This is a genomic window from Glaciihabitans sp. GrIS 2.15, assembly GCF_035984695.1.
Lineage (GTDB): Bacteria > Actinomycetota > Actinomycetes > Actinomycetales > Microbacteriaceae > Lacisediminihabitans.
In genome coordinates, this window is the sequence record NZ_JAXCHU010000006.1 from 58,672 (window position 1) to 78,948 (window position 20,277).

At 63.9% G+C, this 20,277-nt stretch carries 20 protein-coding genes; 12 read left to right on the top strand and 8 right to left on the bottom strand.

The features are described from left to right. Positions 1 to 65: 65 nt before the first annotated feature. Positions 66 to 704 carry a TetR family transcriptional regulator gene (locus RCH11_RS10020; protein WP_327056860.1) on the bottom strand — a complete coding sequence of 213 codons (639 nt, stop codon included), beginning with the start codon at positions 702 to 704 and terminating at the stop codon, positions 66 to 68. A gap of 117 nt (positions 705 to 821) precedes the next feature. Here RCH11_RS10020 and RCH11_RS10025 point away from each other — a divergent pair, with 117 nt between their 5' ends. The 6 genes from RCH11_RS10025 to RCH11_RS10050 are packed head-to-tail and all read left to right on the top strand — an operon-like array spanning position 822 to position 5,471. Next, entirely contained in the window at positions 822 to 1,463 is a 642-nt protein-coding gene (locus RCH11_RS10025; protein ID WP_327056861.1) for a biotin transporter BioY, read from the top strand. Beyond that, positions 1,460 to 2,713 (top strand): class I adenylate-forming enzyme family protein, encoded by a 1,254-nt coding sequence (locus tag RCH11_RS10030; protein WP_327056862.1) that lies wholly within the window; start codon positions 1,460 to 1,462, stop codon positions 2,711 to 2,713. Before RCH11_RS10025 ends, RCH11_RS10030 begins: the two co-directional genes overlap by 4 nt. 4 nt (positions 2,714 to 2,717) lie before the next feature. Beyond that, positions 2,718 to 3,881, top strand: a complete 1,164-nt coding sequence (locus tag RCH11_RS10035; RefSeq protein WP_327056863.1) for a thiolase family protein — start codon at positions 2,718 to 2,720, stop codon at positions 3,879 to 3,881. A gap of 35 nt (positions 3,882 to 3,916) precedes the next feature. Then, positions 3,917 to 4,570 (top strand): energy-coupling factor ABC transporter ATP-binding protein, encoded by a 654-nt coding sequence (locus RCH11_RS10040; RefSeq protein WP_327056864.1) that lies wholly within the window; start codon positions 3,917 to 3,919, stop codon positions 4,568 to 4,570. Next, positions 4,567 to 5,163 (top strand): energy-coupling factor transporter transmembrane component T family protein, encoded by a 597-nt coding sequence (locus RCH11_RS10045; RefSeq protein ID WP_327056865.1) that lies wholly within the window; start codon positions 4,567 to 4,569, stop codon positions 5,161 to 5,163. Before RCH11_RS10040 ends, RCH11_RS10045 begins: the two co-directional genes overlap by 4 nt. After that, a complete protein-coding gene (locus RCH11_RS10050; RefSeq protein ID WP_327056866.1) occupies positions 5,160 to 5,471 on the top strand; it encodes a CHY zinc finger protein in 312 nt (103 codons plus the stop codon). Before RCH11_RS10045 ends, RCH11_RS10050 begins: the two co-directional genes overlap by 4 nt. An 18-nt stretch (positions 5,472 to 5,489) precedes the next feature. On the opposite strand, the gene RCH11_RS10055 is transcribed toward RCH11_RS10050, so the two are convergent. From RCH11_RS10055 to RCH11_RS10085, 7 genes are all read right to left on the bottom strand, one after another. Continuing rightward, a complete protein-coding gene (locus RCH11_RS10055) occupies positions 5,490 to 5,819 on the bottom strand; it encodes a metal-sulfur cluster assembly factor (protein WP_327056867.1) in 330 nt (109 codons plus the stop codon). Positions 5,820 to 5,823: 4 nt separating this feature from the next. Beyond that, positions 5,824 to 6,588: a Fe-S cluster assembly ATPase SufC gene (sufC, locus tag RCH11_RS10060; protein ID WP_327056868.1), complete on the bottom strand. Its 765-nt coding sequence runs from the start codon at positions 6,586 to 6,588 to the stop codon at positions 5,824 to 5,826. Positions 6,589 to 6,607: 19 nt separating this feature from the next. Continuing rightward, positions 6,608 to 6,925: a non-heme iron oxygenase ferredoxin subunit gene (locus RCH11_RS10065; protein WP_442789038.1), complete on the bottom strand. Its 318-nt coding sequence runs from the start codon at positions 6,923 to 6,925 to the stop codon at positions 6,608 to 6,610. 27 nt (positions 6,926 to 6,952) lie between these two features. Then, on the bottom strand, positions 6,953 to 8,179 hold the full coding sequence (gene sufD, locus RCH11_RS10070; protein ID WP_442789031.1) for a Fe-S cluster assembly protein SufD: 1,227 nt from the start codon (positions 8,177 to 8,179) through the stop codon (positions 6,953 to 6,955). Continuing rightward, positions 8,180 to 9,598, bottom strand: coding sequence for a Fe-S cluster assembly protein SufB (sufB, locus tag RCH11_RS10075; protein WP_327056870.1), 1,419 nt, complete (start codon positions 9,596 to 9,598; stop codon positions 8,180 to 8,182). A gap of 210 nt (positions 9,599 to 9,808) precedes the next feature. Beyond that, positions 9,809 to 10,699 carry a COX15/CtaA family protein gene (locus RCH11_RS10080; RefSeq protein WP_442789032.1) on the bottom strand — a complete coding sequence of 297 codons (891 nt, stop codon included), beginning with the start codon at positions 10,697 to 10,699 and terminating at the stop codon, positions 9,809 to 9,811. Between the two features lie 133 nt (positions 10,700 to 10,832). Continuing rightward, positions 10,833 to 11,759 carry a heme o synthase gene (locus RCH11_RS10085; RefSeq protein ID WP_327056872.1) on the bottom strand — a complete coding sequence of 309 codons (927 nt, stop codon included), beginning with the start codon at positions 11,757 to 11,759 and terminating at the stop codon, positions 10,833 to 10,835. A gap of 282 nt (positions 11,760 to 12,041) precedes the next feature. Between RCH11_RS10085 and tkt the strand changes: the two genes are divergently transcribed. The 6 genes from tkt to pgl are packed head-to-tail and all read left to right on the top strand — an operon-like array spanning position 12,042 to position 20,245. Further along, complete coding sequence (gene tkt, locus RCH11_RS10090; protein WP_327056873.1) at positions 12,042 to 14,135, top strand: transketolase; 2,094 nt, start codon at positions 12,042 to 12,044, stop codon at positions 14,133 to 14,135. Between the two features lie 24 nt (positions 14,136 to 14,159). Further along, on the top strand, positions 14,160 to 15,287 hold the full coding sequence (gene tal / locus RCH11_RS10095; protein WP_327056874.1) for a transaldolase: 1,128 nt from the start codon (positions 14,160 to 14,162) through the stop codon (positions 15,285 to 15,287). Next, entirely contained in the window at positions 15,284 to 16,882 is a 1,599-nt protein-coding gene (locus RCH11_RS10100; protein WP_327056875.1) for a glucose-6-phosphate isomerase, read from the top strand. Before tal ends, RCH11_RS10100 begins: the two co-directional genes overlap by 4 nt. Before the next feature lie 57 nt (positions 16,883 to 16,939). Beyond that, positions 16,940 to 18,481, top strand: a complete 1,542-nt coding sequence (gene zwf / locus RCH11_RS10105) for a glucose-6-phosphate dehydrogenase (protein WP_327056876.1) — start codon at positions 16,940 to 16,942, stop codon at positions 18,479 to 18,481. Positions 18,482 to 18,503: 22 nt separating this feature from the next. Next, complete coding sequence (locus tag RCH11_RS10110; RefSeq protein ID WP_327056877.1) at positions 18,504 to 19,478, top strand: glucose-6-phosphate dehydrogenase assembly protein OpcA; 975 nt, start codon at positions 18,504 to 18,506, stop codon at positions 19,476 to 19,478. Then, positions 19,475 to 20,245: a 6-phosphogluconolactonase gene (gene pgl / locus RCH11_RS10115; RefSeq protein ID WP_327056878.1), complete on the top strand. Its 771-nt coding sequence runs from the start codon at positions 19,475 to 19,477 to the stop codon at positions 20,243 to 20,245. Before RCH11_RS10110 ends, pgl begins: the two co-directional genes overlap by 4 nt. Positions 20,246 to 20,277: the final 32 nt, after the last annotated feature.

Genomic DNA, 20,277 nt, shown 5'->3' on the forward strand with positions numbered 1-20,277 from the left:
AATTGTTTTTGTCATCTCGCGACGACGGGAGGGAGGGGGTGAACCCCTAGTATATTTCCTCGCGGTCAGACCGGCTTCGTGCTGGCGTGACTCTGGAGTTCGAGCCCGGCCAGCAGCAGGGTGATTCCGAATTCAAAGGCCTCGAGAGCCTGCGGCGTGACGTGATAGTCCGGGGAATTCACCGAGGCGGCCTCCGCCACGACGCCGAGGCTGTCGGCCTGCAGTCGCTGCTGTTCGTGGGAGACATGGCCGAGGATGAAGTGGAGCAGGGCTGCGGCGGCAATCCCGCTCGTCTTGCGGTCGAAGCCTGCCCGCTCCAGGGAGTTGGAGAGGAGATTCAGGGGCAGGCCTGCGCCCAATCCGAGTGCGAGGGTGCTCGAGACGACCTCTGCGCCATCCCGAAATGCCAGCAGCGCGTCGCGGAGGGCATAGGCCTCGGCGCGGGCCGCACCCTTCCAATCGTCATCGGTCGGATTCACGGGCCTCGCTCGCTCCACGATCCGGTCGGCAATCGAGGCGAGAAGCGTCTGCTTGTTGGCGAAGTGCCAGTACAGGGCACTGGGCTGCACGTCGAGCGTCGCACCCAAACGCCGCATGGTCAGGTCGGGCAGGCCGTGCTGGTCGAGAATGCGAAGGGCAGCATCAACGACATCGTCGCGGGTATGGCGGGTGTACTTCGCGCCGACGTTTTCTACTTTCGTCATCGTGTCGGTAGTGTATCAGTGTCCTGAACAGTGTTCAGGTGAACAGCGTTCATGAAAGCGTCATTGGCGCACTGCCCACTACCCGCTGCAACAGCGCCACCACCAGAGGAACTCCCCATGGGAAATCGAGCAATAACCGAGATTCGTGACATCACCAGGATCGCCGTCTTCGCAGCGATTCTCGCCGTGCTCGGTATCCCCGGAGCCATACCGGTCTTCGGCGGCGCTGTTCCGATCACCGCCCAGACTCTCGGAGTGATGCTTGCCGGCGCCATTCTTGGGTCGTGGCGGGGCGCAGCCGCCGTCGCGGTCTTTGAAGTACTGGTGCTGGTGGGCCTGCCACTGCTGTCGGGCGGGCGGGGGGGAATCGCAGTATTCGCCGGGCCATCGGTGGGCTACCTGATCGGTTGGATAGTCGGTGCCTTCGTGATTGGCGTCATTGCGCGCGCCGGCAATCGCCCGCCCACCTGGTGGCGCACGATGCTCGGCTGTTTTATCGGCGGCATTGTGATTGTCTACGCCGTCGGAATCCCGTTCCAATCTCTCATCACGGGCCTTCCACTGGCCAAGACCGCGCTCTTCAGCGCCGTTTTTGTGCCCGGCGACATCGTGAAGGTCGTTATCGCCACAATCGTCACCCTCGCTCTCTGGCGGGCCTACCCGCGAGCCTTCGATCGGGGAGCGCGCACCAGTGTCGACATCCGGGTCGCCCCGCACGAGCCGGTTTCACAAACAGAGCGGGCCGCGGCTTCCGAGTGACAGCCGATCGCGTGGCGGTGTGGTGCGGCTCTGTCTCGGTGAGCGAGTCACACCTCCGTGAGCACGAAGGTCGGCTCGCCAGCACCCTCGGGGGCGCTTCGGGCAGGCTTGTGCCCATCGTCGATGAAAATCGGCTGCGCTCGCTGGTCACCGCGTGGGGTGTTCGGGCATCCGGGGGGATCCCACTTCTCGGCGATGACCGGTGGAATGCCTCTCACTGGTCAGAGCTGCGTCAGCTCGCTGATGGTGCTGTAGTCTCCCCAGACTCGGCGTGGGCAGCGTTCACTTCGGGGAGCAGCGCATCCCCGCGGGTGATTCTTCGCACTGAACGGTCGTGGGGTGCGTCATTTTCTGCCGTGACCGAGCTGATGGAGCTGACCAGCGCAGACTGCGTTTACCTGCCAGCACCGCTGTCATCCTCACTGTCGCTCTTCTCCGTTGCGCACGCGAGGTCGGTCGGGGCGGCGGTGGTCCTTCCGCGCGTACATTCCTTCTCCCCCGCCGACCTGGAACACGCGACCGCCCTGCACGCCACTCCCCATGCGCTTCGCACCATCGTCGAAGCTCTCGAAGGTGGTGGAATTCGCCACCGCGTGCACTCCGCGCTTGTGGGCGGCGCGCACCTCGATATCGGCGTGCGGGAGCGGGCAGAGGCACTGGGTATCCGCGTGGTCTCCTACTACGGCGCTGCCGAACTCTCGTTTGTCGCGGTCGACACTGGCGGCCTGGGCCATCGTCCCTTTCCGGGTGTTGAACTGCGCGTTACGGACGGTGAATTGTGGGTTCGATCGCCATACCTCGCCTCCGGATACCTCGGTATTGATGGCGCCTTGCGAGAGTCACCGGGCGGCTGGGCCACGGTCGGCGACCTTGTCGAGGTAGACCGGGCGGATCGATTGCACTTCCGTGGACGAGCGGACGGCGCGATCCTGACCGCGGCGGCGACCGTCGTGCCCGAGGAGGTCGAATCGGCCCTGCGCTCCATCGACGGAATCGAGGACGCCATAGTGCTCGGGCTCGCCAACGCCGGGGTCGGTGCCCTCGTCAGCGTGCTCATCGAGACGACCTCGGGACGTGCTGTGCCATCGGTGCGCCGGCTCCGCGAAGAAGCGCGCAGCCGACTTGCTCCTTCGCACCTCCCGCGGCTCTGGTACTGGACCGAGCAGCTCCCACGAACACCCGCCGGCAAGCCGGCCCGTGCGCAGATTCGCCGGGCAATCGAGAATGGTGAGGTGACCAGACTTGATTGACCGGATGAGCGAGCACACCAGGCCCGTCGTGATCGCGGCGCGTCGCACCCCGATCTCGACCAGGGGAATGCGGCTCAGAGGCCGGTCAGTGCACGAACTCGCCGCACCGGTGATCCGGCGGTGCCTGGCTGATGCGGAACGGGCGATCGGGTCGTCCCTCGCCGTCGGGGATGTCGTCCTCGGCAACTGCATGGGACCGGGCGGCAATATCGCTCGGCTTTCGGCCCTCGCCGCCGACCTCGACGTGAGTGTTCCCGGAATGACCATCGACCGGCAGTGCGGCAGTGGACTCTCCGCGATCATCACGGCCTCCGACGCGATCCGTGCCGGAGATTCCCGGCTGCTCCTCGCGGGCGGCGCGGAGAGCGCCTCGACCGCTCCGCTACGAATCGCTCACGGAGTCCCCTATGCGCGAGCGGCCTTCTCCCCGACGGGATTCCCTGATCCGGAGATGGGTCCGGCCGCCCAGGAGCTCGCGGCAGCATTCGGCATCGATCGTGATCGCCAGGATGCCTACGCGGAGCGCAGCCATCGCCTCGCGCTCGTCCAGCTCGAGGCGGGCGGATTCGACAACGAGCTCGTCGCGCTCGACGAACTCGGCCGCGACGACAGCCCACGCGAGCGAATGACGGACCTGCTCCCCCGCTTCCCCTCGCTCTACCCGACCCTCGATGGGCCGGCCACCGGCAGCGTGACGGCGGGCAACTCCTGCCGCATCAGTGACGGGGCGGCGGTCGTCGCGATTGTCTCAACAGGATCCCGCGGGGACGCCCCTGGGCTCGCCCTACTGGCCCACGCGACGATCGGCTGCGACCCGGCCCTGCCGGGAATAGGACCGGTGGCCGCGGTGAATCAGGTGCTCGCCGCGGCGGGAGTGTCACTCGACGACATCGCCGCCTTCGAGATAGTCGAGGCCTTCGCGGCCCAGAGTCTCGCCGTGCTGTACAGTCTCGACCTTGCAACACCCGATTTCGTCGACCCGCGAGTCTGCTCGGGGGGTGGCGCGCTCGCTCTCGGACATCCCTGGGGCGCCAGTGGCGCGGTGAGCGTCGTCCGCCTGTTCACGCGCCTCGTGCGCGAGGGTGCCCCGGCGGGAAGCCTCGGAATCGCCACCGCCGCGGTCGGAGGCGGGATGGGCGTCGCGGCCCTGTTCGAGGTCGTGCGGTGAACGGGCAATGGAAGATCCAGTTTGAGGGCGTTTCGGTGGAATTCGCCGGTCGGATGGCCCTTCGTGACATCTCTATTGCGCTCGATGCGAAACGGATCGGAGTGATCGGGTCGAACGGGTCCGGAAAGTCGACCTTCGCGCGGATGCTCAACGGCCTGGTCACACCGACCAGTGGTGTCGTGAGGGTCCACGGCCTCGACCCTGTGCGGGATGGTAAGCGGCTGCGACGCCACGTCGGTTTCATCTTCAGCAATCCGGATGCCCAGATCGTGATGCCGACCGTCACCGAGGATCTCGCCTTCTCGTTACGCGGTCGCGGACTCAGCCGTTCGCAGGTTGCGGAACGGGTGGTCTCGGCGCTGGAGTCCATCGACCTCGTGGGTCATGCCGACGCGCCGAGCCACAGCCTGTCCAGCGGACAGAAGCAACTGCTCGCCCTCGGTGCAATCCTCATCGGTGAGCCCGACCTCGTAGTGGCGGACGAACCAACGGCGCTGCTCGACGCGGCGAACAGCCGGAAGATCGGCAACCGCCTTCTCGACGAGATCCCGCAGCAACTCGTACTGGTCACCCACGATCCGCGCCTTGCCGTTCGCTGCGATATCGTGCTGAGATTCGAGGGGGGAAAGCTGCTCGAGCACGGCGACCCGCGATCTGTCGTCGCCCACTACGAGCGGGATCACGCATGATCGGGCTCTATCACCCGGGCTCCAGCCTGCTCCACCGGATACCGGCCGGCGCGAAGGTGCTCGTCTTTGCGGCGCTGACGCTCGCCATCGCGCTGACGGCGGGTGGCGCCTGGACTCTTCCGGCGGCCGGTTGTCTCACCGCCGTCCTGTACCTGCTCGCCGGGCTCGGTATTCGTCCTCTGCTTCGCCAACTCTGCGCCGCACGCTGGATCGTGCTCGTCATGCTGGTGACCCAGGTGATCTTCCTGCCGGTGCCGGTGGCCCTCACAAACACCGGTCGTGTGCTCATCGTGATCGTCCTTGCCGCATTGATCACTCTCACGACTCGCATTCCCGCCCTGCTGGATGCAACGGAACGGGCGCTGGCACCGTTCCGGCGGTTCGGCGTCAATCCGGCCGCCATCGGGCTGCTTCTGGCACTGACCATCACCGTGATACCGGTGATTGGCGGATTCGCCGCCGCTATCCGCGAGGCCCAGCGCGCACGCGGAGCACCGGTGCGACTGCAGAGGTTCGTTGTACCCCTCCTGGTGATGTCCCTCAAGCACTCCGATGAACTCGCGGACGCCCTGACGGCCAGGGGCATCGAATGATCGTTTATGGACAGACCATCGACGACCAGACCCGCTGCATTCACTATCGGACATTGACGGATGTCATTGCGATCAAGTTCTACTGCTGCCGGCGCTACTATCCGTGCCACCTGTGTCACGAGGCATCCGCGGGGCACTCCTCACAGCGATGGCCGGCCTCGCAGCACGAGCAGAAGGCACTGCTCTGCGGAGTCTGTTCCACCGAGCTGACCATCAGCAGCTATTTCGTGGTACACGCCTGCCCGATATGCTCGGCTCCGTTCAATGACGGATGCCGGCTGCACCGGCATCTGTACTTCGAAGACTGACGCCCAAGCGGCCCGCCGCTACATCGAAAAGCCGAGCGCCCTCATCATGTCGCGTCCGTCGTCAGTGATCTTCTCTGGACCCCACGGAGGCATCCAGATCCAGTTGATGCGGAACTGATCCACGACTCCGTCGAGAGACTGCGCGGTCTGTTCCTCGATCACGTCGGTGAGCGGACAGCCGGCAGAGGTCAACGTCATGCTAATAATCAGCGCGTCGTTCTCGTCGTCCCAGGTGAGGTCGTAAATGAGCCCAAGGTCGACAATGTTGATCCCAAGCTCGGGATCCATCACGTCCTTGAGAGCTTCTTCCACCTGGTCGAAGAGCGCGGGAGCTAGAGCGACTGCCATGGCCTCAGCCTAGGCTTGCCGGAGCCAGGAAGCGATCGTAGCCTTCGTTTTCGAGGCGATCGGCCAGCTCTGCGCCACCCTCTTCAGCGACGCGACCGTCGACGAAGACATGCACGTAGTCGGGGGTGATGTAGCGAAGGATCCGCGTGTAGTGGGTGATCAGCAGCAGCCCGAGTCCGGTATTCGCCTTGGCGCGGTTAACGCCCTCCGACACGATCTTCAGCGCGTCGACGTCCAGTCCGGAGTCCGTCTCGTCGAGGATCGCGAACTTGGGCTTCAGCAGTTCGAGCTGCAGGATCTCGTGGCGCTTCTTCTCCCCGCCGGAGAATCCTTCGTTCACGTTGCGGTCCTTGAACGAGGCGTCCATTCTCAGACCCTTCATCGCTTCGGTGACCTCTTTGGTCCAGGTGCGGATGGAGGGCTGTACACCGTCTATCGCCGTCTTGGCAGTGCGAAGGAAGTTGGTAACGGCGACGCCGGGAATCTCCACCGGGTACTGCATTGCGAGGAAGAGGCCGGCGCGAGCGCGAGCATCCACGGGCATGGCGAGCAGGTCCTGGCCGTCGAGGGTGACCGAGCCGCTCTCCACGTGATACTTCGGATGACCGGCGATCGTGTACGCGAGGGTGGACTTACCCGACCCGTTGGGACCCATGATGGCGTGGATCTCACCCTCGTTGACGACCAGGTCGACCCCCTTGAGGATCTGCGTGGTGCCCTGTTCGGTTTGGACGCTCACGTGGAGGTCTCTGACTTCAAGTACTGACATGGTGCGAACTCCTTGCGGGTTAGGGGGTGACCACGGGGGTCGGGTCGATGAAAACGTCGCCGTCCACGATGGAGACCGCAAACACGGGAACCGGCTCGTAGGCCGGAAGGGTGATCGGCTTGCCGGTGAGCAATGAGAACTTTGATCCGTGTGCCCAGCACTCCAGAGTGTCGTCTTCGACAAAACCTTCCGCGAGGGAGATGTCGCCGTGGGTGCAGGTGTCGCCGATGGCGTGAACGACACCAGCGGAATCCCGCACTACTGCGATGGGGGTCCCATCGATGACGACCCGAACGGCAGAGCCGAGTTCGATGTCGCTTTCGGCACAGATCTTGATGGTCACTACCGCTTCTTTCATTCGGGGTCAGCCGTCAGTGTGGGTAAGTTCGGCCTCGATGGCTTTTTGCAGTCGTTCTTCAAGCTCGGGTGACCCGATCTTCTGCACGATTTCAGAAAGGAAGCCCCGCACGACGAGTCGTCGCGCCTCGTCTTCGCGAATGCCGCGCGCCTGAAGGTAAAAAAGTTGTTCGTCGTCGAATCGTCCCGACGCACTCGCGTGACCGGCGCCGGCGATTTCCCCGGTCTCGATTTCGAGGTTAGGAATGGAGTCGGCGCGCGCACCATCCGTCAGTAACAGGTTTCGGTTCTGTTCATAACTGTCGGTTCCCGATGCGGTCGGGCGAATAAGCACGTCGCCGATCCAGACAGTGTGGGCTCCGACACCCTGAAGAGCGCCCTTGTAGCTCACGCGTGACTTCGTGTTTGGAGCATCGTGATTCACGAAGACCTGCTGCTCGAGGTGCTGGCCCGTGTCAGCGAAGTACACTCCGTACAGTTCAACGTCCCCGCCCTCACTGGACAGGTGGGTCGATGGATTCACCCGAACCACAGAACCGCCGAGAGAGACGACCACGTGCTTGAGTCGCGCGTCGCGACCGATCTCCGAAAAGTGACTCGCAAGGTGAATGCCGGTGGCGTCCCATTGCTGCACCGTGACGACCGTCAACTGGGCGCCTTCGTCGAGGACGATCTCGACGTTCTCGCTGAGGAGTGCATCCCCGCTGTTCTGCAGGACCACGGTTCCGACGCTGTGATGCGTTGCGTGGATGACAGTATGCGCGGCCCGAGCGGTAGTACCGAGCGCGGATCGAGTGACAGTCACCTCGGAGGCCTGTTCGCCGGTGATCGTGATCACGAGCGCCGATTCGAAGGTACTCCAGGCATTCGCGGATGCCCGCTCCTCCGGCTTGCCCGCGCGGCCAATACGGACGTCGCCGCGGGGCACCCACTCGATGAGCGACGAGTCGCCAAACGCAGTAACTCCCGTGAGCGGTTCGATATCTGCCTCGAGGGCACCATCGATGAGCGCCTGGACCCGAGCGATCGGAGTGTGTTTCCACTCGGCTTCCTGGCCGGTGACGGGCTCGAAGTCGACGACGTCGAAAGAGGCGAAACGCGCCGAACGAACCTGCAGCGGCACGAGGCCCCAGCCGCCGTCGCTGTGCTGCTTTGAGCCGAGGCGAGAGTGGTCGGGCGCAGCCACAGGACCCGTTGTGACCGTTGCGGGCACGGTTTCAGTGGGAACAGACACCTAGCCGACGCTGCCTTCCATGCCCATTTCGATGAGCTTGTTGAGTTCGAGGGCATACTCCATCGGGAGCTCGCGCGCGATCGGTTCGATGAAGCCGCGGACGATCATGGCCATGGCCTCGTCTTCGGGCATCCCGCGGGACTGGAGATAGAACAGTTGCTCGGCGCTTACACGCGAGACCGTGGCCTCGTGGCCCATCTGCACGTCGTCTTCACGGACGTCCGTCGTGGGGTAGGTGTCGGAGCGCGAGATCGCGTCGACCAACAGGGCGTCGCAACGCACCGTATTGGCGGAGTGGTGCGCGCCTTCGGCAATGCGTACTTCGCCGCGGTAGCCGGTGCGGCCACCGCCACGGGCGATCGATTTGGAGACGATCGACGATTGCGTATACGGGGCCATGTGGATCATCTTGGCGCCGGCGTCCTGGTGCTGTCCGGGGCCGGCGAAGGCCACCGAGAGGGTTTCCCCTTTGGCGTGTTCCCCAACGAGGTAGATGGACGGGTACTTCATCGTGACCTTGGAGCCGATGTTGCCATCGATCCACTCCATGGTGGCACCCTCGTGCGCGATCGCGCGCTTGGTCACGAGGTTATAGACGTTGTTGGACCAATTCTGGATCGTCGTGTAGCGCACTCGGGCGTTCTTCTTCACAATGATTTCGACGACGGCGGAGTGCAGCGAGTCCGACTTGTAGATCGGAGCGGTGCAGCCCTCGATGTAGTGCACGTATGACCCCTCATCGGCGATGATCAGAGTGCGCTCGAACTGGCCCATGTTTTCGGTATTGATGCGGAAGTAGGCCTGGAGCGGGATCTGCACGTGAACGCCCTTTGGGACGTAAACGAACGACCCGCCGGACCAGACGGAAGTGTTGAGCGCGGCAAACTTGTTGTCGCCGGCCGGAATCACGGTGCCGAAGTACTCCTTGAACAGCTCCGGGTGTTCCTTCAGCGCCGTATCGGTGTCCATGAAGATGACGCCCTGGTCTTCGAGGTCTTTGTTGATCGTGTGATAGACAACCTCGGACTCATACTGTGCGGCCACTCCGGAGACCAGGCGCTGCCGCTCCGCCTCGGGGATACCGAGCTTTTCGTAGGTGTTTTTGATGTCGTCGGGGAGGTCATCCCAGGTCTGCGCCTGCTTCTCGGTAGACCGCACGAAGTACTTGATGTTGTCGAAGTCGATACCGGACAAATCAGCACCCCAGGCGGGCATCGGCTTCTTGTAGAAGAGCGCGAGCGCCTTGAGGCGGTTCTTGAGCATCCACTCCGGTTCGCTCTTGAGCGCTGAGATATCAGCGACCACCTCGGGAGAGATCCCGCGTTTGGCGGATGCTCCGGCGACGTCGGAGTCGGACCAGCCGAACTCGTAAATGCCGAGGCTTTCGAGTTCGGGACGGTCGATCAGAATGTCCGACATGATTTCCCTCTTCCTTTTCGCAAAACTCTGTAATTCCAGGGCTCTCCCCTGTGACAACCGCACACACCGCGGGCGCATTCCCCGAAGCCCACCGGCGACGGCGAATCTTCACCGTCTGCGCCAATAAGAGGCGCCATGCGTATCGACGCCGACACGGTGGCAGAGCTGTGTGCTGTTAGTTTTTAAGATTCTACAGGGGGTGGGTGCGAATCAGCGGTGAATACTGACCGCAGCCTCGACCGGTGCCTGCAATCCGACTGTGCGGAACAGCTGCGGATTCACGTCGAGGAGCACCCGCAGCACCCCCACCCAGACGAGAGCGGAACCGAGCACGTGGATGGCGACCAATCCGGCCGGAACCCCGATGTTCGCCTGGAGCAATCCGAGCGCGGCCTGCGCGACCGTGACAATCAAAAAAATGACGACGCGACGTCGCGCGAGGGAGGTCTCGGGGCGGGTCCGAAGGCTGCCATACAAGACGAGAGCGAGCACGAGCACGAGCGTGCCGAGCACACCGTGGACCACTGTCACGTGTGCCCAGACAAAACCCATACGCGGCACACCCGCCGAGTCGCCGGAGTGCTGCCCTGAGCCGGTCACCAGCGTGCCGATCGAGATCAACACGAAGGTGGTGGTGACCAGGAGAACGCTGAGGATCGCGGACTTTCGCTGCACCACCGCCAGGCGCGGTGTCGGTTCCAAGATGGCCTGCCGGGCACGATGCCAGGTGAGCGTCGTTGTGGTGAGCAGCGCGATCGCCAGCACGAAGTGCAGTGCAACGACATAGGGGTTGAGACCGGTGAGCACCGAGATCCCGCCAGCGATCGAATTCGCCACCACGAGCCAGAATTGCGACCAGGCCAGGCGGGTGAGGGTGCGATTGCGCGGCTTCTGCAACCGCGCGGCGACGATCGCCCAACCGACGGCGAGGATGAGCACACCGGTGAGCGCACGGTTCGCGAACTCTATGAAGCCGTGAATTCCCAACTCGGGAGTCGTTGTAAACGACCCGGCGTCGCAGGAGGGCCAGGTGGGACACCCGAGCCCCGAGCCGGTGACCCGAACGACACCTCCGGTGAGCACGATGAAGACGCTCACCACAAGGGCAGCCGTGGTTCCCCAGCGCAGGGCGCGTTCTCCGAGGGTGTAGCGACTGGCCAGCCAGGCGAATGGGGTGACGATGGGTCGGTCCTTCCGGGATCGAGAGTCAGGATGGAAGGGTCAGAACAGTGGGTCAGCGCAGTGCGGCGAGCAGCGGGTCGATGCCCACCGCGAGGAAGAGCAGAGTGAGATAGCTGATCGAGCTGTGGAACACCCGCATCGGCTTGACGGTGTCGTGTCGGATCGCCATGGAGTACAGGCGGTGAGACTCGAACACGAACCATCCGCCCGCCAGAACTGCAACGACCGTGTACAGGATGCCCATGTGTGCAACCGGGATCAGCAGAAGCGAGCATGCGACGGTCGCCCAGGCGTAGAGAACGACCTGCAGACCCACTACTGTACGACCGCGCACCACAGCCAGCATCGGCACGTTTACCGACGCGTAGTCGGCCCGGTAACGCATCGAGAGCGGCCAGTAGTGTGGCGGCGTCCACAGAAACACGATGCCGAACAGGATGAACGGAGCCCAGCCAAGGGAACCCGTGACCGCCGCCCAGCCGATGAGTACTGGCATACAGCCAGCGGCACCGCCCCAGACGATATTCTGGGGGGTTCGTCGCTTGAGAACCAGGGTGTAGACGAGCACGTAGAAGAGGATGGCGACAAGGGAAAGCGCAGCGGCGAGCCAGTTGACCAGCAGCCCGAGCACAACAATGGATGCCGCACCAATAACCCACGCGAAAGCCAACGCTTCATGATCCGTGAGTTCCCCGGTGACCAGCGGGCGCTTGCTCGTGCGCTTCATGACCCGGTCCATGTCACGGTCAATGTAACAATTAAAGGCCCCGGCGGATCCCGCACTGAGCGCGCCACCGACGAGCGTCCACAGCACGAGCCACAGATTCGGAATGCCGCCCTGCGCGAGTATCATCACGGGCGCCGTCGTCACGAGAAGCAGTTCAATGACCCGTGGTTTGGTGAGCGCAAAGTAGGCCTTCGACTTGCGGGCGAAGCCGATGCGCGCGCCAAGTTGCCGAGTCTCTACCGCTACGTCCATTGCTCCTCTAACACCCGTTCTCACCCGAAAAGAGTCTATGCGCCCCGGCTGGGAGCTCCTGTCAGCTCCTTCCCGAGTGGCACGACCTCCTGGAACGTCGTCTCGCGGCTTTCTCTATACTTGGAGGTAACTTGCACGCCGTAGCACCGTCCCCGTCAGCCTCGTTGCCGTGTAGGGCAGCCCACGGCACTGCCGATGTCGTCAGGTGAGCCCGTGTAATTACCTCAGGCGGTGTGACCCACTCGGGACTGACATCGTACGCAACAGAAGGGTCGAATTCTCGTGGCAGCTCTCCAATGGGATCCCATTGACAACACCGCCGTTGACACCGCCCGCATCCTGGCAGCGGATGCCGTGGAGAAGGTGGGAAACGGGCACCCGGGCACCGCGATGAGCCTGGCTCCTGCGGCTTACCTGCTTTTTCAGAAGGTCATGCGCCGCGACCCGAGTGACAGCACCTGGATGGGGCGCGACCGCTTCATCCTCTCGGTGGGGCACTCCTCCCTCACCCAGTACGTGCAATTCTACTTCGGCGGGTACGGCCTCGAACTCGATGACCTCAAGGCACTTCGCACCTGGGGATCCAAGACGCCCGGCCACCCTGAGTTCGGACACACCGACGGAGTGGAGATCACCACCGGTCCGCTCGGACAGGGCCTCTCCTCTGCCGTGGGCTTCGCCTACGCGTCGCGGTTCGAGCGCGGACTGTTCGACCCGGATGCCGCCGAAGGCGCCAGCCCATTCGACCACTACGTGTACGCGATCGCCGGCGATGGTGACATGCAGGAGGGCGTGACAAGCGAGGCGTCCTCTCTCGCCGGCCACCAGGAGCTCGGCAACCTCATCGCGATCTACGACAGCAACCAGATCTCCATCGAAGACGACACGAACATCGCCTTCACCGAAGACGTGAAGGCCCGTTATGAGGCCTACCACTGGCATGTGCAGGTCGTGGACTGGAAGAAGACCGGCCAGTACGTCGAAGATGTCCAGGCGCTCAACGACGCGATCGAGGCGGCGAAGGGTGAGACCTCGAAGCCGTCGCTGATCATCCTCAAGACGATCATCGGCTGGCCGAGCCCGAAGAAGCAGAACTCGGGCAAGATCCACGGATCCGCCCTCGGTGCCGAGGAACTTGCCGCCGTCAAGAAAGTGCTCGGCTTCGATCCCGAGAAGACTTTCGACGTAGACCCGGCGGTTCTCACCCACACCCGCAAGGCCGTGGACCGCGGCAAGGCCGCGCATGCGCAGTGGAACGTGCAGTTCGACGCCTGGGCCGCCGCAAACCCTGACCGGAAGGTATTGCTCGACCGGATCCTCTCCGGCGACCTCCCCGAGGGTGTCGAAGAGGCCCTTCCCGTGTTCGAAGCGGGCAAGGAAGTGTCGACGCGTGCTGCTTCCGGCAAGGTGCTCAACGCTCTCGGCCCGGTCATCCCGGAGCTGTGGGGCGGTTCCGCCGACCTCGCCGAGTCCAACAACACCACCATCGAAGGCTCGCGGTCCTTCGTGCCCGCCGAGCACTCGACCCACGAGTGGACCGGCGACAAGTACGGGCGGGTCCTGCACTTCGGCATCCGCGAGCACGCCATGGGCGCGATTCTCAATGGCATCGTGCTGCACGGCAATACCCGCCCGTTCGGCGGAACGTTCCTGATTTTCAGCGACTACATGCGGCCGGCGGTGCGCCTCGCCGCGCTGATGAAGGCGCCGGCGATCTACGTCTGGACTCACGACTCCGTGGCGCTCGGCGAAGACGGGCCGACCCACCAGCCAATCGAGCAGCTCGCCGCCCTCCGCGCCATCCCTGGCCTCGACATCGTGCGACCCGGCGACGCGAACGAGACCGCATGGGCATGGAAGACCATTCTTGAACGTCGCAACGGGCCAGCGGGTATCGCGCTGACCCGCCAGAACATCCCGGTGTTCGAGCGCGGCGAGGATGTCGCCAGTGGCGAGACCTTCGCCGCGGCAAAGCATGTCGCAAAGGGCGCGTATGTGCTCGCGGAGGCACCGAATGGCACCCCGGATGTCATCTTCATCGCCACCGGGTCCGAGGTGCAGATCGCAGTGGATGCCCGCGAGCAGCTCAAGGCCGAGGGCATCAGCGCCCGCGTCGTCTCCGCACCGTGCCTCGAATGGTTCGAGGAGCAGTCCGCTGAGTACCGCGAATCGGTGCTTCCGAAGAGCGTCAAAGCGAGGGTCTCCATCGAGGCCGGCCGCGACCTCACCTGGCGCGGATACGTCGGCGATGCCGGCCGGAGCGTCTCGATCGAACACTTCGGAGCATCCGCCGACTACAAGACGCTGTTCCGTGAGTTCGGAATAACCACCGAGCACGCCATCTCCGCCGCCAAGGACTCGATCGCCGCCGTCTAGGCGTCGAAAATTAGGGAGATAGACATGACTGAGAACACCCCCACCGCCGCCCTCTCCGCCGTCGGCACCAGCATCTGGCTCGACGACCTCTCTCGCGAGAGGATCAACTCCGGCGGACTGCAGAAGCTGATCGCCGAGCGGAACGTCGTCGGTGTCACGACAAACCCGACCATCTTTGCCAGCGCTCTCGCTAAGGGCGAGGCCTACGACGTCCAGGTGGCCCAACTCGCCGCCGCGAGCAAGACCGTCACCGAGGCCGTCTTCGAAATCACCACCACTGACGTCGCAAACGCAAGCGATATCTTCCGTCCGATCTTCGATTCGACCGGCGGACAGGATGGGCGCGTCTCGATCGAGGTGGAGCCCGGCTTCGCGCACGATGCCGTCGCAACTTCAGCCCAAGCCAAGCAGTTGTGGGCAACTGTTGACCGTCCGAATGCCATGATCAAGATCCCCGCGACGGTCGAGGGTCTCGAGGCGATCACCGAGACTATCGGATCAGGTATCAGCGTCAACGTGACGCTCATCTTCAGCCTCGAGCGCCACCGGGAAGTCATCAACGCGTACCTCACCGGTCTCGAGCAGGCGAAGGCCGCCGGGCACGACCTCTCGACTATTCACTCGGTCGCTTCGTTTTTCGTCTCCCGTGTCGACACCGAGATCAACAACCGCCTCGATGCCATCGGCACTCCAGAGGCGATTGCACTCAAGAGCAAGGCCGGCATCGCGAATGCGCGACTGGCATACCAGGTCTTTGAGCAGGCCTTCGATAGCGAGCGGGCCAAGGGCCTCCTCGCCGCGGGAGCGCACGTGCAGCGCCCGCTCTGGGCATCCACCGGCGTGAAGGATCCGACGCTACCCGACACCCTGTATGTGACCGAGCTCGCCGTGGCCAACGTCGTCAACACCATGCCGGAGAAGACCCTCGAGGCCACCTTCGACCACGGTGTCATCGACGGTGACCAGGTAACCGGCAATTACGACGACGCTAATGCAGTACTCGACGCACTGGACGCATTGGGAATCTCCTACGAGGAGGTCACCGCGCTGCTCGAGAAAGAGGGAGTGGAGAAGTTCATCGTGTCGTGGAACGAACTGCTCGACACCGTGACAGCAGCACTCGAGTCGGCGAATGGTGAGGTCGCCAAATGAGCTTCGACATCACGGTGAGCGGCGCCGCCGCAGAGGCGGTTGACCGCATTGTTCCGCAGCTGGTGAGCGACCTCGTCGCCTCCCGAATTTCCGACCAGGATCCGACCCTCTGGGGAGCGGATGCCGAGGCAGAGGCAGGAAGACGCCTCGGCTGGACCGAAGCAGTCGTCATCTCCGAGCCACTGATCGACGACATCATCGCGTTGCGCGACAAGCTCCATGCCTCCGGGGTAAATCATGTGGTGCTCGGCGGAATGGGCGGTTCTTCGCTCGCCCCCGAGGTGATCACGCGTACTGCAGGCGTCGAGCTCACGATTCTCGACTCGACCGACCCCGGTCAGATCCTGGCCGCTCTCGCCGATCGCCTGAAGACGACCGTTGTCGTCATCTCGTCGAAGTCGGGCTCAACCCTCGAGACGGCCAGCCAGCGCAAGTCCTACGAAGAGGCTTTTCACGGCATCGGTATCGACCCGGCCGAACGCATCGTTGTCGTCACCGACCCGGGTTCGCCGCTTGACGTTTCGGCTCGAGCAGCCGGATACCGCGTGTTCAACGCCGATCCGAATGTGGGCGGTCGCTATTCTGCGCTGACAGCCTTTGGCCTCGTGCCGTCCGGACTCGCCGGCGTGGACATCCGTGCGCTTCTCGCTGAAGCATCCGCGGTGACCGGGCAGCTCATGGTCGACCAGGTGGAGAACCCTGGACTCATTCTCGGTGCCGCTATCGCCGGTACCTCTCCGCTAAAAGACAAGATCGGGATCGTCGCCGACGGTACCTATATCGTCGGCTTCGGTGATTGGGTTGAGCAGCTCATCGCCGAGTCGACCGGAAAAAGCGGAAAGGGGCTCCTTCCGGTCGTTCTCGACCTTCACTCCCCCGAGCTCTCCGAGAACCTCGACGACGTCCAGATCGTGCGCCTCGTCGAGAGCGCTCACGCCACCAAGGAAGTGCGCGACGGGGAGATCGAGATCAGCGGTACCCTCGGTGCTCAGATGCTCGTCTGGGAATACGCTGTGGCGGTCGCCGGTCGATTGCTCGGCATCGACCCCTTCGATCAGCCGGATGTCGAGTCGGCCAAGATCGCGACTCGCGCGCTGCTCGACTCGCGCCCCGATCCCGTCGCACCCGCCTTCGCTGTGGACGGTATCGAGGTGCGCGGATCGACCGAGCTCCTCGCCGGTGCGGATTCCGTATCCGCCGCGATAAACGCGCTTGTCAGCCACATCGGGCCGGACGGCTACCTCGCGGTACAGGCGTACGTCGACCGCCATGCGAACCCCGAGCTCTCGAAGCTCCGCGACCGACTGGCCGAGAAGACCGGTCGCCCGGTTACCTTCGGCTGGGGACCGCGCTTCCTGCACTCGACCGGCCAATACCACAAGGGTGGACCCGCCACCGGCGTGTTCCTTCAGATCACGGCGACGGCTCCGGCCGACCTCGAGATTCCCGACAGCCCGTTCTCTTACGGCTACCTCATCCAAGCGCAGGCGGCCGGTGATGCGAGTGTACTCGCCGACCACGGTCGCCCGGTGCTCACCCTTACGCTCACGGATCCGGCACAGAATCTTGCGACGCTTTTCGGTGCCATCGCCTAGTACGCCGAGTGTCTAAAATACTGATCGTCCAACCGACACGAACTCGCTAGGAGCCGAATGTCCCCGGTGGAAATAACGCCGGAGTTCAACCCCCTGAGGTTGCCCTCCGACCGCCGTCTCAACAGAATTGCCGGGCCGAGCGCCCTGATCATCTTCGGAGTGACGGGCGACCTCGCCCGCAAAAAGCTGATGCCAGCGGTCTACGACCTCGCTAACCGGGGCCTGCTCCCGCCCGGTTTCGCGCTCGTCGGATTTGCCCGTCGTGACTGGGTCGACCAGGACTTCGCCCAGGTGGTGCACGACGCAGTGGCACAATACGCACGCACGCCGTTCGACGAGAATGTGTGGAAGCAACTCGCGGAGGGCATTCGCTTCGTGCAGGGTGAGTTCGACGACGACAAGGCATTCGCTGAGCTCAAGAAGACGCTCGAGGAACTCGACAAGACACGCGGCACGATGGGCAACCACGCCTTCTACCTCTCGATCCCGCCGAAGTCGTTTCCCCAGGTGACTGAGCAGCTTCGTCGCTCCGGGTTGGCCGACGAGGTGGATGGCGCATGGCGCCGTGTCGTGATCGAGAAGCCCTTCGGCAGCGACCTCGCAACCGCACGCGAGCTCAACGACGTCGTCGAGTCGGTTTTTCCGGCGGACTGCGTCTTCCGGATCGACCACTACCTCGGCAAGGAGACGGTCCAGAACATCCTGGCCCTGCGCTTCGCCAATCAGCTGTACGAACCGATCTGGAACGCAAACTACGTGGATCACGTTCAGATCACCATGGCTGAGGACATCGGTGTCGGCGGTCGCGCGGGCTACTACGACGGGATCGGCGCCGCACGCGATGTCATCCAGAACCATCTTCTGCAGCTCCTCGCACTGACGGCGATGGAAGAGCCGGTGTCATTCGCCGCGAAGGATCTTCGTGCCGAAAAAGAGAAAGTGCTTTCGGCCATCCACCTGCCGACGGATCTCTCTCACTCCACTGCCCGCGGCCAGTACGCAAGCGGCTGGCAGGGCGGTGAGAAGGTAGTCGGATTCCTGGAGGAAGACGGCATGAACCCGAAGTCGCTCACCGAGACCTTCGCCGCGATTCGCCTGGACATCGGGACTCGCCGCTGGGCGGGAGTGCCGTTCTACCTCCGTGCCGGCAAACGGCTGGGCCGCCGGGTCACCGAGATCGCGGTCGTCTTCAAACGCGCTCCGCAAAACCTCTTCGCTGAGAGCCAGACCTCTGCTCTTGGCCAGAATGCCCTGGTGATTCGGGTACAGCCGGATGAGGGTGTCACCATCCGCTTCGGCTCCAAGGTGCCGGGTGCCGGCATGCAGGTGCGGGATGTCACCATGGACTTCGGATACGGGCACGCGTTCACCGAAGCAAGCCCGGAAGCCTACGAGCGTCTGATCCTCGACGTGCTTCTCGGTGATCCACCGCTGTTCCCCCGCCACCAAGAGGTGGAACTGAGCTGGAAGATCCTCGACCCGATCGAGGAATATTGGGCCACCCAGGGGCAGCCTGAGCAGTACCGCCCCGGAACCTGGGGACCGGCATCCGCCGACGAACTCCTTGCCCGCGACGGGCGCGTTTGGCGACGCCCGTGACCACCACAGTCTGGAAACGTTCATGATTGTCGACCTTCCCAACACCACAACAAGCCAAATCTCGAAGGCTCTCGTCAAGATCCGGGAAGAGGGGGGTGCTGTCGCTCTCGGGCGCGTGCTCACCCTCGTTATTTCGACCAACCTCGGACACGAGGAGGAGGCCATCGAGGCCGCGAACGACGCATCCCGCGAGCATCCGATGCGCGTCATCGTGATCTCTACCGGAGCAGACGGCCCCGACATGTCGGATGCCCCGCGTCTCGATGCGCAGATCCGCGTCGGCGGCGATGCCGGTGCGAGCGAGGTCGTGGTGCTCAAGGCCTATGGCGACACCGCCTCGGACGAGGAAGGCCTGGTCACCGGCCTGCTGCTGCCCGATGCACCTGTGGTGGCCTGGTGGCCGGGCGAAGCACCGGAGGTGGCCTCTGAGTCTCCTCTCGGTCGCATCGCCCAGCGTCGAATCACGGATGCCGCAGCCCAGCGTGACCCCCGCGGGTTCCTGAATCACCTCTCCCGCACCTACAGTCCCGGCGATACCGACTTTTCCTGGACTCGTCTCACGCTCTGGCGTGCGCAGCTGGCAGCGGTGCTCGACCAGCCGCCGTACGAATCAATCACCAGCGTCGAAGTGCATGGAGCCCCAGACTCGCCGTCGACGGGACTTCTCGCCGCCTGGCTGCAGATGCAGTTGAAAGTGCCTGCACGCCACGAATTGGTGACTCCAGCGCACGGATCGAGCGGAATCCAGGGTGTCCGGCTACATCGCGCGTCCGGCGTGATCGAGCTTGAGCGCACCAACACGAATATCGTCACACTCGTGCAACCAAACCAGCCGATCCACGATATTTCGCTGATCCGCCGCAGCCTTCGCGACTGCCTGGCCGAGGAACTGCGCCGTCTCGACCCGGATGACCTCTTCGGAGCGGTGATCCAGAACGGTCTCGCCCAGCTCGACGCTCCCACCGTCACCGGATCGATCACGGTGCCCGAGCCGTGACGAATGTCCGTCGCGTGCTCGTGCACGCCGACCGGAAGGCCCTCGCCGGTTCGGTAGCGGCACGGTTCATCACGAAGGTCGTCGACCTGCTCGACCAGCAGCCCCGGGTGAACATCGCTCTCACGGGCGGCACCGTGGGTAGCGCGGTTCTCGAGGCGATCAATGAGTCGCCAGCGCGCGACAGCATCGACTGGTCCCGTGTCATCCTGTGGTGGAGCGATGAGCGATGGCTTCCGCGTGGAGATGCCGAGCGTAATGATACGCAGGCACGCCTGGCGCTGCTCAATCACGTCGCACTTCGCGCGGAGAATATCCACTGGTGTGCCGCTTCGGACGCCGGTATCAGCCTCGACGAGGCCGCGGCCTCCTACGCAGCGGAGCTCGCTGATGCGGCGGACGAGGGCCGGGATACCCCGCGATTCGACATCCTGTTTCTGGGCGTTGGTCCGGACGGGCACGTGGCCTCACTATTTCCGGACGCCCCGGGTATCCGTGCAACGGAGGGCTCGGTCATCGCCGTCCGTAACTCTCCCAAGCCACCGCCCGAGCGCCTCAGCCTCACGCTGCCGGTGATCAACAGTGCTGATCGCATCTGGCTTGCCCTGGCTGGCCTGGACAAGGCCTCAGCGCTCGGCCTGGCGCTTGCGGGCGCCAGCACCTGGGAAGTGCCTGCGGCCGGAGTCGAGGGTCGCCTGCGGACGGTGTTCTTTGTCGACCGTGAGGCTGCCGCCAAGGTGCCGGAAGACCTGATCGCGGCGGAGTACTGAGGGCCCTGGCCCGACTTAGTCGCGCCAGGTCC